Source organism: uncultured Dialister sp. (assembly GCF_900541605.1).
GTDB lineage: Bacteria > Bacillota > Negativicutes > Veillonellales > Dialisteraceae > Dialister.
In genome coordinates this window covers 18,606-32,925 of record NZ_UQKJ01000010.1, presented here as the reverse complement: position 1 = coordinate 32,925, position 14,320 = coordinate 18,606, and the positions used below count along the sequence as shown (strand labels likewise).

Below are 14,320 nucleotides of genomic sequence, written 5' to 3'. Positions count from 1 at the left end.
GCGGGCACGCACGATAGCCCGGCCGACCGGGGTATGGGTAGTGTCAGCTGGAATGACAACGTAGTTGCGAATACACTCGATCTCGGTCTCGACCTCGATCTCACCAGCGCTGTAAGCCATCAAGCCTTCCTAGTTGCTAGAAGCTAACAGCTGGAAGCCCCCGCCTGTTCGCACGACACTCAACCACATGACAGCCGTCCGTTCGGACGCGGTCTATCCGCTATTTTCTCGATTCCGGCAATAAAAAAACGCTGCAAAACGCAGCGTTTTTTCGAGGTTCTCAAACCTTCAATGTTCCCACAATTTCGTTGATGTCCTTGACTCCGTTCTTGTCGCACCATTCATCCATTTCCCGTACGATCCGTTCCATGGCGGTGGGGTCGGCGAGGTTCGCGGTGCCTACCTGGACGGTGGAGGCGCCGGCAATCATGAATTCGATGGCGTCGGTGCCGGTCATGATGCCACCAAGGCCGCTGACGGGGATGGAGAGGGCTTTCGCCACCTGCCATACCATGCGGAGGGCCACGGGCTTAATGGCGGGGCCCGAAAGGCCGCCGGTGATGTTGCCCAGGATGGGGCGGCGGGTGCGGAGGTCGATGGCAATGCCCATCAGGGTATTGATGAGGGACACGGCGTCGGCGCCGGCCTGTTCAACGGCTTCGGCGATGGAGACCACGTCCGTCACGTTCGGCGACAGTTTCACGATCACCGGAAGGGTGGTGGCTTCTTTCACCGCTTTCGTGACAGCGGCGGCCTGGTGGTAGTCGGTGCCGAAGGCGGCGCCCCCTTCTTTTACGTTGGGGCAGGAAATGTTGACTTCCAGGGCGGAAATGCCGGGGACCGTCAGCATCTTTGCACATTCAGCGTATTCTTCCACGCTCTTGCCTACCATGTTCGCAATGAACACAGTGGGAAGCTTTTTCACTTCCGGCAGGTAGTGCTCGATGAAGTAGGGAGCTCCAGGGTTTTCAAGGCCGATGCAGTTCAGCATGCCCGATGTGGTTTCCGCAATGCGGACCCCTTCATTTCCCTTCCAGGGCGTGGGGGCCAGGCCCTTGCCGGAGATGGCGCCGATTTTGTGGTAATCGATGTAATCCGCCAGTTCCAGTCCAAAGCCTACGGTGCCGGAGGCGCCGATGACGGGGCTCGCCATGTGCATACCGAGGAAATTGACAGAGAGACTACTCATAATACAACCTCCTCTGCATTGAATACGGGTCCGTCGGCGCAGACTTTATAGTGGCCCTTGCCGTCTTTCCGGTCGCATACGCAGCCCAGGCAGGTGCCGATGCCGCAGCCCATGCGCCGTTCCATGGATACTTCGCAGTATACCCCGGCGTCTTTGGCCATCTGGGCAGCAGTTTTCATCATGATGCCCGGTCCGCAGACACAGGCTTCATCCACGTCTCCCCTGCCGAAGAGTTCCGGCAGGACGGACACGGAGAATCCTTTGATGCCGTAGGAGCCGTCGTCGGTGGTGACAATCATCTGCCGCACGGTTTTCGGGAACAGGTCTTTCCAGAAGACCTCTTCCTTATTCCGTCCGCCAATGACTACGGTCATCTGCTTCGGCTTCGCCACCCGGGACATGAAGAGGATCGGCGCAATGCCTACGCCGCCGCCAATGCCTACGATGTGGTCTTTATCCATGGAGAAGGAGGTGCCCAGGGGTCCCAGGCAGTCAATGGTGTCCCCCACTTTCAGGTGGGACATGGCGTCGGTGCCTTTCCCTACGATGCGGTAAATGATTTCCACCCGTCCCTTGCCGGGGTTCGTGCCGGCGATGGAAATGGGACGGCGGAGAATGTACCGGGGGTCATTCACTTTCACATGGACGAACTGCCCCGGTTTCGCCTCTTTGGCGATTCTGGGAAGCTCGATCTGCATGAGCCAGATATCCGGGCCCACGTGGTCGTGGACACGGATGATTCCTTTTTCTACAAAACCTGACATGTCATTTCTCCTTCACATAGTCCTGGATGGCTTCTACATGGTGTTCGGCGCCGCCGGTGGATGCCATGACGCGGAGCACTTCTTTTGCCGTATCCAGGGAGGTAATGCAGGGGATGGCCAGTTCCACCGCGATACGGCGGAGGTCGTAGCCTTCCTGCTCGATCTGGCTGCCGTAGGAAATGGTATTCAGTACCATGTCTACTTTGCCGGACTTCAGGTACTTCTCGCAGTTTTCCCCTTTTTCATGGATCTTCTTGATGATTTCCACGGGGATGCCGAGGCTCTGGAAATAGGCGCCGGTGCCGGAGGTGCAGATGAGGTGGTACCCCAGTTTCACGAAGCCCTTCGCCAGTTCTGCGGTTTCCGGTTTATCCCGGTCGCTGACGGTGATGAGTACGTTGCCGCCGGCCGGAACCATGAGGTTTGCTGCCACTACGGCCTTATAGAGGGCTTCCTGGTAGGTGTGGCCGATGCCCATGACTTCGCCGGTGGATTTCATTTCCGGTCCCAGTTTGATTTCCACAAGGCCCAGTTTGGAGAAGGAGAATACCGGTGCCTTGATGGCCACGTATCCCTTGTCCGGGCAGAGGCCCAGGGGCAGGCCCAGGGATTTCAGGGATTCACCCAGGGCTACCCGGGTGGCGTATTCCACCATGTTGATGCCGGTGATCTTGCTCATGAAGGGCACTGTACGGCTGGCGCGGGGGTTTACTTCGATGACGTAGACCTTGTCGTTTACCACGATGAACTGGATATTCACGAGGCCCTTTACGTTCATGGCGCAGGCGATGTCCTTCGTGTACTTCGTCAGAGTTTCAATGGCTTCTTTGGACAGGTGCTGCGGCGGGTACACGGCAATGGAGTCGCCGGAATGGACGCCGGACCGTTCAATCTGTTCCATGATGCCCGGAATGCAGACATCCACGCCATCGGAGATGGCATCGATTTCCACTTCCCGGCCTACCATGTACTGGTCGATGAGCACCGGGTGTTCATGGGAAGCTACCACCGCTTCTTTCAGGTACTGCCGGAGTTCGGACTGGTCATAGACAATCTGCATGGCCCGGCCGCCTAATACGTAGCTCGGACGGACGATCAAAGGATAGGAGAGCTCTTCGGTCTTCTGCATGGCTTCTTCCACGCTTTCCACGAGGCAGCCCTTCGGACGGGGGATGCCCAGCTGGCCGCAGAGGGTATCAAACCGTTCCCGGTCTTCCGCCATGTCAATGGATTCGTTGGAGGAGCCGATGATGCGGATGCCCCGCTTTGCCATGGGGGTAGCCAGGTTGATGGCGGTCTGGCCGCCGAACTGGCAGATAACCCCTTCCGGTTTTTCTTTATTGATAACTTCCATCACGTCTTCTTCCGTGAGCGGTTCGAAGTACAGGGAATCGGAGGTGTCGAAGTCGGTGGATACGGTTTCCGGGTTGTTGTTGATGACGATGGATTTCTTCCCCGCCTTCCGGAGGGCCCAGGAAGCATGGACGGAGCAGTAGTCGAATTCAATACCCTGGCCGATGCGGATAGGACCGGAGCCGAAGACTACGACGGAACCCTTGCCCTGGGGCTTGACTTCATCTTCCGCGCCGTAGGTGGAATAGTAGTAAGGCGTATGGGCTTCGAATTCTGCGGCGCAGGTATCGACCATCTTGAAGTCCGGATGGAAATCGAGCTTCTTCTTGAAGTTCTCCACTTCCTTCACCGTGACTTCGGCGAAATGGGCGATGGCTGCATCTGGCATCTGGATCCGCTTCGCAGCCTTCAGGGTTTCTTCGGTGAGCCCTTCCTTCAGGAGGCGGCGCTCCATCTTGATGATGTTCTGGATCTTGTAGATGAAGAACAGATCGATTCTTGTGATGCGGTTGATTTCTTCCGGTTCGATGCCACGGCGCAGGGCTTCAGCCACTACGAAGATCCGTTCATTATCGATACGGCGGAGGAGGCACCGGATATCGTAGAGGGACTGGTTGTCCAGTTTCTTCAGGTGCAGGTACCCCTCTCCCACTTCCAGGGACCGGAGGGCCTTCAGGAGCGCCCCTTCCAGGGTGCGGTCCAGGGCCATGACTTCGCCGGTGGCTTTCATCTGGGTGCCGATTTCCCGGTCCGCCAGGGTGAATTTCTCAAAGGGCCAGCGGGGGAACTTGCAGACCACGTAGTCGATGGATGGTTCGAAGCAGGCTTTCGTATTGCCGGTGATGGCGTTTGTGATTTCGTCCAGGTGCATGCCCAGGGCCACTTTCGCTGCCACCTTCGCAATGGGGTAGCCTGTGGCTTTCGATGCCAGGGCGGAGGAACGGCTGACGCGGGGGTTCACTTCGATGACGTAGTACTGGTTCGTCTTCGTGTCCAGGCCGTACTGCACGTTGCAGCCCCCTTCGATCTGGAGGTACCGGATAATGTCGATGGACGCGGTGCGGAGCATCTGGTACTGGCCATCGGTCAGGGTCTGGGTAGGCGCCACGACGATGGAGTCACCGGTATGGACGCCGACAGGGTCGATGTTTTCCATGGCGCAGACGATGATGCAGTTGTCGGCGCTGTCCCGCATGACTTCGAATTCGATTTCCTTCCAGCCGGCGATGGACCGTTCTACGAGGATCTGGTTAATGGGGGATAATTTAATGCCGCGGTTAGCGATTTCTTCCATTTCATAGCGGTCATGGGCGATGCCGCCGCCGGTGCCGCCTAAGGTGTAGGCCGGACGGATGATGACGGGGTAGCCGATTTTATCGGCAAAGGCCACGGCCGGTTCCAGTTCTTCGAAAATTTCGGATTCCGGCACGGGCTGGTGGATTTCTTCCATGGCTTCCTTGAACAGTTCCCGGTCCTCCGCATGTTTGATGGCATGGAGGGAAGAGCCAAGCAGTTTTACATTGTATTTTTCAAGGACCCCGGCGTCGGAGAGCTGGACTGCCATATTGAGGCCCACCTGGCCGCCAAGGGTAGCCAGCAGGGCATCGGGCCGTTCTTTCTTGATGACTTCTGTCACAAAGGGCAGGGTAATCGGTTCGATGTAGACCCGGTCTGCAATGTCCACGTCCGTCATGATGGTGGAGGGGTTGCTGTTCACCAGGACCACTTCCACTCCCTCTTCCCGGAGGGACCGGCAGGCCTGGGTGCCGGCGTAGTCAAATTCCGCCGCCTGGCCGATGACGATAGGGCCGCTGCCGATGACAAGAACTTTTTTCACGTCTTTATTGATCATTTTTTGAATTCCTCCATGGCCCTGGTAAATTCTGCGAACAGATAGAAATTATCCTTCGGTCCCGGAGAAGCTTCCGGATGGTACTGCACTGCCTGGATGGGGAGTGTCTTGTGGCGGATGCCTTCGATGGTGCCGTCGTTCACGCTCCGGTGGGTCACTTCGATGCAGTCCGGCAGGCCGTCGTCAGAAATGGCGTAGCCGTGGTTCTGGCTCGTAATGTATACCCGGCCGGTGCGAAGGTCCTTCACCGGATGGTTGGCGCCGCGGTGGCCGAAGGGCAGCTTGAATGTGTGGCCGCCAAGGGCGGTGGCCAGCATCTGGATGCCCAGGCAGATACCGAAAATCGGGCGCTGTCCGATGAGTTTCTTCACCGTGTCCACTACATAGGGCACGTCCTTCGGATCCCCGGGTCCGGGGGAGAGGAAAATGCCATCGGGATTGATGGCCATCATGTCTTCCGCCGAGGTATGGGCAGGGAATACGTGGACCGTGCAGTCATTGGCTGCCAGGCTCACGAGGATATTCTTCTTCAGGCCGCAGTCCAGGAGGGATACCTGGTACTTGCCGTTTCCGTAGGTATAGGGGTAAGCCGTGGTGACCCGTTCCACCTGGTCCCGGTGGAGGGGCTTTGCCAGCTCTCCTTTAATGAAATCGTCGCTCCGTTCGGCGCTGACGATGACCGCCTTCATGACGCCCTGGGTGCGGACCATGCGGGTCACCGCACGGGTGTCCACATTGTAGAGGCAGGGTACATGGTAGCGTTCAATGAAATCCGTAATCTTTTCTTTGCATTCCCAGTTGCTCGGGTGTTCCGCAATCTGGTCCAGCACGTAGCCCGCAGCGGCGGGTTTCCTGTTCTGCATGAACAGGTCGTTGGCGCCGTAGTTGCCGATGAGGGGATAGGTAAGGGTCAGAATCTGCCCTTCATAGGAGGGGTCCGTAAAGCATTCCTGATAGCCCGTCATGCCGGTATTGAATACCAGTTCCCCCAGCCCTTCCACAGAGCCGAGAAGATCTCCTTCAAAACGGGCGCCGTTTTCCAGAACCAAGAGACCTTTCATTTCAGCACCTTTCCTTCTTTCATAACGATTTCCCCATCCACCACTGTGAGGACAGCCTTGCCTTTAAGGGTGAGGTTTTCATAGGGGGTGAAGAGAGACTTTGTATAGAGGTCTTTGCCGTGAACTGTCCATTCTTTGTCCGGGTCGAAGACCGTAATATCCGCCGGAGCCCCTTCTTCCAGGACACCGCCGGTGATGCCCAGCAGTTTTGCGGGGTTCACGCTCATGAGTTCCACGATCCGGTCCAGGGTGAAGCCATTTTCATGGTACAGGACGGTGAGTGTGGAGGCCAGGGATGTTTCCAGTCCTGCGATACCGTTGGGAGCGCAGTTGAAGGGCACATCCTTTTCTTCGTTGCAGTGGGGCGCATGGTCTGTCATGATGGCATCGATGGTGCCGTCTTTCAGTCCTTCGATGAGGGCCTTCCGGTCATCTTCCGTCCGGATAGGAGGCGCCATCTTGAAGGCGGTTTCGTAGTTTTTCAGCCATTCATCGGTGAAATAGAGGTGCTGCGCCGTTACTTCGGTGGAGCAGTTCACCCCTTTCTTCTTCGCTTCCCGGATGAGGTCCACCGCCTTGCCGCTGGATACGTGGGCAATGTGAATGTGGCATCCCGTAAGTTCGGAAAGGAGCAGGTCCCTGGCTACGGCGATGTTTTCGCCGGCCGCCGGACGTCCGGTGACGCCCATGGCATAGGAAACCTTTCCTTCGTTCATGAAGCCCTGGCCGCACATGGTCATATCTTCCGCATGGTCGATGACCATCTTGTGCAGCATGTCGGCGTATTCCATGGCCCGGCGCATGAAGTTTGCGCTTTCCACGTAGTGGCCGTCATCGGAGAAGGCCACAGCCCCTTCGGCAGCCATGTCTCCCATTTCGGAGAGCTGCTTTCCTTCCAGGTTCTTGGAGACGGAGCCGATGACGCTGACCTTCACCACTCCCACTTCATCTGCCCGGCGCAGCACGTCCCTAATGACAGCGGCGTTATCGATGACAGGCTTCGTGTTGGCCATGGTGGCCACGTGGGTGATACCGCCGGCTGCAGCGGCCTCTGTACCGGTGTGGATGTCTTCCTTTGCTTCCTGTCCCGGTTCCCGAAGATGTACGTGCATATCGATGAGGCCCGGCGTTACGATGAGGCCTTTCGCATCAAAGACTTCCGCATCCCCTGCGGGGGCCAGGTTCTTCCCCATTTTCAGGATTTTTCCGTTTTCAACGAGAATATCTCCCACCTCGTGCTGGTGTTTGGCAGGGTTTACGATGGTTCCGTTTTTAATTAAGAGCATCAATGTCTTTTCCCTCCGTCAGTGTTAAATATTCCAGTGCCATACGTACGGCTACGCCGTTTCTCACTTCTTCCTGGATCCAGGAAGATTCATCGTAGGCCACATCATATCCGATTTCAATGCCCCTGTTCATGGGACCGGGGTGGATGACTGCCACGTCCGGTTTGCAGAGGGCGAGGCGCTTCTTATTGATGCCGAAGAGCCGCGCGTATTCCCGGGTGGTGGGGATGAAGCCCGCAGCCGCCCGTTCCAGCTGGATGCGGAGGATGTTGATGGCATCGGCATCTTTCAGTGCCGTTTCCAGGTCATCGTCCACGATGCAGCCCATGGATTCCAGTTCCTTCGGAACCAGGGTGCGGGGTCCCACGAGGTGTACTTCGGCTCCCAGTTTCGTGAAGCCGTAAATGTCGCTTCTCGCTACCCGGGAATGGAGGATATCACCGATGATGACATACTTCATGCCTTTGATATTCTTCCCTGCTTCCTTCAGGGTAAAGAGTTCCAGCAGGGCCTGGCTGGGATGGGCGTGGGCGCCATCGCCGGCATTCAGGACCACCGGCACCTTCACCTTCGGACTCATCACTTTGGATGCAAAAAGAGCGGCCCCCTCTGACGAATCACGAATAATCACTGCATCCACTCCCATAGCGGAAACGGTAAGCAATGTATCTCGCATGCTTTCACCTTTCGTCATCGAGCTGCCGCTCTTTGTAATATTAATAACATCGGCTCCCAAATACTTACCGGCAAGCTCGAAAGAACTGCGTGTTCTGGTAGATGCTTCGGAAAACACTGTTACAATGGATTTTCCTCTGAGGAAATCTTTCTTCTTGTTACCTGAAAGCACAATCTTTTTCATTTGTGCTGCTACTTGAAGGATCCGTTCAATTTCTTCGGCTGTAAAATCTTTCAGTCCAAGAACCGAACGACCTTGTAGTGAAATCGCGCTCATGCCGGCCTCCTGTAAAAATACCATCAAAATAGTTATCTCTATAATCATAAAGGGAATGGTCCCCTTTTTCAATAGACAGTAAATTAAAATTCCCTAATAGTGCCGATCCCTTTTTCTGTGAAATCCCCCTTTCTTCTTCATGGGTATGATTCATATTTATTTTATCACAAAAAGAGGATTTAAATTTTTCTTAATGATATTATAGAATAATTCTCTAGCCCCAGAGCCCCGTATCCGTGGGCTTTCCGGGGCGCGGAAGCAAAGGCCTTCCCGGCGCCCTGTTTTTGACTTCTGTTCAATTTAAGTCTACAATACAGGTAGAAAGAGCGGTTTTCTTCCATGGTTTTATCAGGGAAAGGCAGGTTGATTCATCATGTTAAGTTTCAAAAAGATTCTCGTTCCCTATGATGGTTCTTCCTACGCGAAAAAGGCTCTGGCCACCGCGGCAGATCTGGCGCTCCTGATTCCGGGAGCAAAGCTCTTCATCGCCACCGTCACTCCGGCTGAGGAGCCAAAGGAAAAAGTACGGCTCACCTCGGCCTCCGCCGATGACACGCCGAAGAAGAACCCCGGCACCGTGCTTCTGGAAGAAGCGGAAGCGCTCCTCCCGAAGGGTGTACCCCATGAAACCATTCTCCGCGCCGGCGATGCGGGGGATGAACTGGTAACCCTGACGCTTCAGAAAGAATTCGACCTCATCGTCATGGGCAGCCGCGGCCGGGGCGCTCTGAAGAGCCTGCTCATGGGTTCCGTCTCCAGCCATCTGGCAAGTAATTCGAAATGCACCATTATGATTGTGAAATAGGGTAGTCACAAAAGGGGCCCGGGAAAATGAACTCATTTTTCCCGGGCCCCTTTTTATGAGATGGAGATTGAGGTCGAGATTGAGGGAATCCACCTGCGGCGCTGGCGTGGGTACGGTTGGAGTCACCGGGACCGGGGCTTTGAGCCTTTAGCCTTAGGCCTTGAGCTGGCCAGGCCCTGCGGGCCGGGTGACGGGTGGCCATGTGGCATGCATACCCGCGGGGGCTTCTAGCTTCTAGGGAAGCCCCCATACGAACACACGACGTTTAGCCACATATTCCCCCACGCGGGCGCATGGTGCTCTCTTACTACTCCTCCCCGTCCGATACTTTGACAGCCGCTTCGATGACTCTGGCGAAGGCTTTCGGGATTTCTTTTTCCGTCAGCCGTTCTCCCAGGGCCCGGCCGATGATGACTCCCTTATTTCCGTAGAGCCAGGCGAAGTAGTAAAATTCCAGGGCCTTTTCATTCCGGGGGTTAATATTTTTCAGCTTCGTCGGCGGGTAATAGCCCTTGGGAAGCCCCAGCTTGGCCCCGGCTTTCTTGATGAGGGACGCATTCACCGCATCCCCCGCCTCTTCCACGTCTCCGATGACCTGGTCCAGCAGTTTCCGGCTCCGGGCAGCCATGCAGGCTTTCACCACGTCCATTTCATAGCAGATGTAGTCCGTATAGAATACGTGGGGCGACTGGGACCGCTCGGCCATCACGTCCCGGTCGTAGAGGCACACCGAGGGGATATGGAAGCGCCGCACCAGCTGGGAAATCTTGGAAATGGAACTTTCACCCCGGGCATTGATGAGGCAGATGCCATGGTAATCGAAATTGACGCCCAGGGTCCTGGCGAAGTAGGCAAAGGAGCCGTACTCCGTCTCCCCTTCCACCAGGATGGTGCACTTGGAATAGAGGGCTTCCTTCACTTCCGGGAAATGCATGATCAGGTGTTTTTCGATTTCACTGTTAAAATGGAAAGAGGCTCCGCAGGCGGCCTGGACTTTCTTTTTGTCGTCCCAGTACATGCGGATGATCTGGCGATAGTCATTCACCAGGGCATCGGTGGAATGGGTGACCACGAAGAGCTGGCCATTGAGGCCGTCGATGCCGAGAAGATTCTGCACCAGCCTCAGGAAGAAGGGCTCTTCGTTATTCAGGATGGACCGGGAGAAGGCCAGCATGGCCCGCTGGAGGTAGGGGTGCAGGTGGAGCTCCGGTTCATCGATGCTCACCGTCACCGGCAGGAACCGGCGTCCCTTTTTGTCGGTGATGACCATGGTGTCGAAGGAAATGGCCCTGCTTTCCTTTTTGTCCAGCATTTTGATGAGGAACGCAATGCCTTCGGCAATCATGAGCTTAATGGTGGAATCGTAGGATGTGCCTGCCGCAAAGGGCTGGAAGATTTCATTAATCAGGAGCAGCGCCGCCTTGTGGGGATCATTTTCCGGCAGTTTCAGATGGAATCCCCTCTTATCCAACAGGGTCTCCACTTCCTTCACCGTCTCCGGCCCCGTGGACAGGTACCCTTCGAAAATGGAAAGGGTCTTCACCATGTCCCTTTCGGACAGCATGTTTCTCGGTACTTCGTCCAGGGCAAAGTCAATATAAAAGAGGCAGCGCACGTACTCCAGGGGAAGCAGGGTGCCATCGTCCTTATTGTACAGTTTCGGCACCACTTCCCGGATGGACTGTTTCAGCTCCAGGTGGGCTTTGTCCGTAAGGCCATCGTCGGCGGAGGACAGGGTCATCTCGATCCGGATGGGCCGGTCAGGATCCATGAAATCGTTTTCCTTGAACCCGTAGCCATGGGTGGCATATTTCAGGAGGGTGAGAAAATTACTTTTCCCGATGTTGTTGTCCCCCACAATATAATTCACCCGGCTGTCGAAATGAAGTTCCACATGGCGGAAGGTCCGGTAATTTTCCACCACCATATCTGAAATAAACATGGCGCTCCCCCTTTCACTGCATGTATCTGTATGTATTATACCATTTTGGGAGCTGCGCCAGCGGCCAAGGCTATGGACTTCGTCAAGACAGTGACTTCGCCAGGGTCCTGCGCAGCAAGGCTAAAACTTCGCTTGGGCATAAGGAAAGAAATACGGATTCAAGCCTGCATCTGAGGGAAACGGCCGCAGGCTTGAGTCCGTACATATTTTCTTGGGTCCAGACGGCAGCCTTTGCTCTGGCCAAAGGCCACAGCCATGCCGCAGGCAGGGCCTCGGCCAAAAGCCGCTGTCCCTTCTTCACTCACGCTTTCTCGAAGGGATCGTCTTCGGGGTTCCGGTTGTTCAGGATGGAGTCCAGTGTCTTCATGGGACACATGGAACCGCACATGGTGCAGGTGGCTTCATCTTCGGGGATGGAGCTTTCCCTGTATTTTCTGGCCTTTTCCGGATCGATGGCCAGGGGAATCATTTCTTTGAAGTCCACTTTCCGTCTTGCCCAGCTCATCTTTTCATCCCAGAGGGCTGCGCCCTTCACTCCCTTGGCCAGGTCCGCCGCATGGCAGGCAATTTTGGAAGCCACGATGCCTTCATGGACATCATCCAGGTCCGGGAGACGGAGGTGTTCCGCAGGTGTCACGTAGCAGAGGAAGTCGGCGCCACAGGCAGCGGACAGGGTGCCGCCGATGGCGGCGGTGATATGGTCATAGCCCGGTGCAATATCGGTCACAATGGGTCCCAGTACGTAAAGCGGTGCACCGTGGCACAGTTTCTTGGCAATTTCCACGTTCATCCGGATATCGGAAACCGGCATGTGACCCGGACCCTCTACCATGACCTGGACTCCGGCTTTCCTTGCCCGAAGGACGAGTTCTCCCAGGTTAATGAGTTCGGAAATCTGGATGGCATCGGTGGAATCATGGCCGCTGCCGCTGCGGCATCCATCGCCCAGAGACAGGGTGACATCGTATTTCTTCAGCAGTTCCAGGAGCCGGTCGAACTGTTCGTAGAAGGGATTTTCCTTGCCGTGCATGTACATCCAGGCAAAGAGGATGGAGCCGCCCCGAGAGACAAGGTTCGTGATTCTTTTATTTCTCATGATATGCTTTGCCGTTTCCCGGTTGAGGCCGGCATGGATGGTCATGAAATCTACGCCGTCCTTCGCATGCTTTTCGACAACGGAGAAGAGGTCATCGGCGGTCATGTCCTTCAGCCCTTTATGAAGGACCCCTTTCACGTCGTACATGGGAACCGTACCGATGGCGGAGGGGCTGTTCTTCACGAGCCATTCCCGGAAAGGCGCCGTTTCCCCATAGCAGGACAGGTCCATAATGGCTTCGGCCCCCATTTTCCAGGAAAGCTCTGCCTTTGCCTGTTCCGTGTCGTAATTGCAGACGTCCGAGGAAATCCCCAGGTTCACGTTCATCTTCGTCCGGAGTCCCTTACCGATGGCGTAGGGATGGATGGATTTGTGGTAAATATTGTGGGGCAGCACGATGGTGCCTTCCGCAATGCCCTGGCGGATAAATTCTTCCGTCACTCCCTCTTCCCGGGCTGCTGTCTTCATTTCCTCTGTAATAATCCCATTTCTTGCTGCTTCCAGCTGTGTCATAGTGCCTCCTGTAAAAATGCAAAATAAAAAGAGCCCCCGCTGGGGACTCTCAAAGCCAAATCTTCCTGCTTCCTTCCGTCGGTATGATCCGCATCAAGTTCAAAGGGTCGGATTGCTCCTCTCAGTCCTCACTCCAGGACTCCCCCAGCATGAGCTTATTATACCATGGAAACAGAAAAGTGCCAAAGTGGGTATTATCGCATGTTTACGAACAGAGCCACCGGAAGCGGGGCTTCCAGCTGCCGGATATCATAAAAGACGTCCGGACTGCGTCGCTTTGATCCAAACTCACCAAATAAAAAAGTTGAAACATCTCGTTTCAACTGTAAATTCTATATGGTGCCGAGGACCGGAATCGAACCGGTACGAATCTCACGATTCGAGGGATTTTAAGTCCCTTGCGTCTGCCAGTTCCGCCACCCCGGCAGGTATATATATAAGGTTGTCATAGTTAAGATATGGAGGCGGCACCCAGAATCGAACTGGGGATAAAGGTTTTGCAGACCTCTGCCTTACCGCTTGGCTATGCCGCCATATGGAGCGGAAAACGGGACTCGAACCCGCGACCCCAACCTTGGCAAGGTTGTGCTCTACCACTGAGCTACTTCCGCACATGGCGACCCGGATCAGATTTGAACTGACGATCTCCGCCGTGACAGGGCGGCATGTTAGACCACTACACCACCGGGCCGCATGTAAGTTACTTGAATAGTATACCCATATTTTCCTCTTTTGTCAAGCTTCTGTAAGAACAGGGGATTTCCCTGTGAAATAGGGAGAATAGGGGAGAAAAAGAAAGATATCCGGAGGCAGGATAGAACATGGAAATCCGGATATTTTTTCATTTTATAAAAAATGTGATGCCAAAGACAGATCAGTGGTGGATGAAGTAAAGGAAAGCAATCCACATGAGTACCGTCACCGCCGCTCCCAGGAGAACCGCCTTCTGCCGCTCCGTCCTCCTCCGGCGTTTCTGCTCTTCCTCCGACAGCTGATGGAGGGGCTTCTTCTTTCCCGCTTTCACCGGCACCATGACAAGCACCAGGAAGGCCAGGATTTCTCCATCCACCGCATAATTCAGGATCTCCTCCGGCACCGGTTCCATAACCGTGAGCAGCAGGCAGGGCAGGAATATCACCGCAAGGCAGAAAAGCCGCAGAGCCTTGTACCAGGCAGGATAAGAGACGGAGCTTTCTCCCTTTCCCGATGCTTTCCAGCTCCAAAGGGTCATGAGAAGGCCAAGGGCCAGAAAAAGAAAATTGAATTCGTCCATAGTGCCTCCTGCGGCATCTGCCGGTATCCGGTATATATAGAGGAAAAGTAACGGTTCAAAAAAGCCTCATCCCGATTCGGGCATGAGGCTTTGTTTATTCTGGTGCGTCTAGAGGGATTCGAACTCTCGACACCTGGTTCCGGAGACCAGTGCTCTATCCACTGAGCTATAGACGCTTAACAAATGGTATTATAGCATATCTCATCCGGAATGGGAAGAGGGTATTTACGCAGT

10 protein-coding genes, 5 tRNA genes and 1 riboswitch are annotated in these 14,320 nt (G+C 55.2%); of the genes, 1 reads left to right on the top strand and 14 read right to left on the bottom strand.

Translation table 11 applies throughout. The features are described from left to right. Positions 1-280: 280 nt before the first annotated feature. Genes QZR21_RS01635 through QZR21_RS01610 form a run of 6 tightly spaced genes read right to left on the bottom strand, consistent with a single transcriptional unit; the run spans position 281 to position 8,457 of the window. Positions 281-1,189, bottom strand: coding sequence for a dihydroorotate dehydrogenase (locus tag QZR21_RS01635; protein ID WP_296973410.1), 909 nt, complete (start codon positions 1,187-1,189; stop codon positions 281-283). Further along, entirely contained in the window at positions 1,186-1,953 is a 768-nt protein-coding gene (locus tag QZR21_RS01630) for a dihydroorotate dehydrogenase electron transfer subunit (RefSeq protein WP_296973408.1), read from the bottom strand. Before QZR21_RS01630 ends, QZR21_RS01635 begins: the two co-directional genes overlap by 4 nt. A gap of 1 nt (position 1,954) precedes the next feature. After that, complete coding sequence (gene carB / locus QZR21_RS01625) at positions 1,955-5,155, bottom strand: carbamoyl-phosphate synthase large subunit (protein WP_296973415.1); 3,201 nt, start codon at positions 5,153-5,155, stop codon at positions 1,955-1,957. Further along, positions 5,155-6,219, bottom strand: coding sequence for a glutamine-hydrolyzing carbamoyl-phosphate synthase small subunit (gene carA, locus QZR21_RS01620; RefSeq protein ID WP_296973404.1), 1,065 nt, complete (start codon positions 6,217-6,219; stop codon positions 5,155-5,157). The genes carB and carA overlap by 1 nt, the downstream gene beginning before the upstream one ends. After that, on the bottom strand, positions 6,216-7,508 hold the full coding sequence (locus QZR21_RS01615) for a dihydroorotase family protein (RefSeq protein WP_296973402.1): 1,293 nt from the start codon (positions 7,506-7,508) through the stop codon (positions 6,216-6,218). The genes carA and QZR21_RS01615 overlap by 4 nt, the downstream gene beginning before the upstream one ends. Next, on the bottom strand, positions 7,492-8,457 hold the full coding sequence (locus QZR21_RS01610) for an aspartate carbamoyltransferase catalytic subunit (RefSeq protein WP_296973399.1): 966 nt from the start codon (positions 8,455-8,457) through the stop codon (positions 7,492-7,494). The genes QZR21_RS01615 and QZR21_RS01610 overlap by 17 nt, the downstream gene beginning before the upstream one ends. Positions 8,458-8,830: 373 nt before the next feature. Between QZR21_RS01610 and QZR21_RS01605 the strand changes: the two genes are divergently transcribed. Then, positions 8,831-9,262 (top strand): universal stress protein, encoded by a 432-nt coding sequence (locus QZR21_RS01605; RefSeq protein ID WP_296973397.1) that lies wholly within the window; start codon positions 8,831-8,833, stop codon positions 9,260-9,262. Between the two features lie 307 nt (positions 9,263-9,569). Here QZR21_RS01605 and QZR21_RS01600 read toward each other — a convergent pair whose 3' ends face one another. The 8 genes from QZR21_RS01600 to QZR21_RS01565 form a co-directional block, all read right to left on the bottom strand. After that, positions 9,570-11,204, bottom strand: coding sequence for an ATP-dependent endonuclease (locus QZR21_RS01600; protein WP_296973392.1), 1,635 nt, complete (start codon positions 11,202-11,204; stop codon positions 9,570-9,572). A gap of 301 nt (positions 11,205-11,505) precedes the next feature. Then, complete coding sequence (thiC, locus tag QZR21_RS01595) at positions 11,506-12,813, bottom strand: phosphomethylpyrimidine synthase ThiC (RefSeq protein WP_296973389.1); 1,308 nt, start codon at positions 12,811-12,813, stop codon at positions 11,506-11,508. Positions 12,814-12,866: 53 nt separating this feature from the next. Beyond that, positions 12,867-12,969, bottom strand: a riboswitch (TPP riboswitch). Between the two features lie 181 nt (positions 12,970-13,150). Continuing rightward, positions 13,151-13,239 (bottom strand) — tRNA-Leu (locus tag QZR21_RS01590). A gap of 33 nt (positions 13,240-13,272) precedes the next feature. After that, a tRNA-Cys gene (locus tag QZR21_RS01585) sits at positions 13,273-13,346 on the bottom strand. Positions 13,347-13,349: 3 nt separating this feature from the next. Then, positions 13,350-13,424: transfer RNA gene (locus tag QZR21_RS01580), tRNA-Gly, on the bottom strand. 3 nt (positions 13,425-13,427) lie between these two features. Next, positions 13,428-13,504 (bottom strand) — tRNA-Asp (locus QZR21_RS01575). Between the two features lie 183 nt (positions 13,505-13,687). Beyond that, on the bottom strand, positions 13,688-14,086 hold the full coding sequence (locus QZR21_RS01570; RefSeq protein ID WP_296973386.1) for a hypothetical protein: 399 nt from the start codon (positions 14,084-14,086) through the stop codon (positions 13,688-13,690). 100 nt (positions 14,087-14,186) lie between these two features. Next, a tRNA-Arg gene (locus QZR21_RS01565) sits at positions 14,187-14,262 on the bottom strand. Between the last annotated feature and the right edge of the window lie 58 nt (positions 14,263-14,320).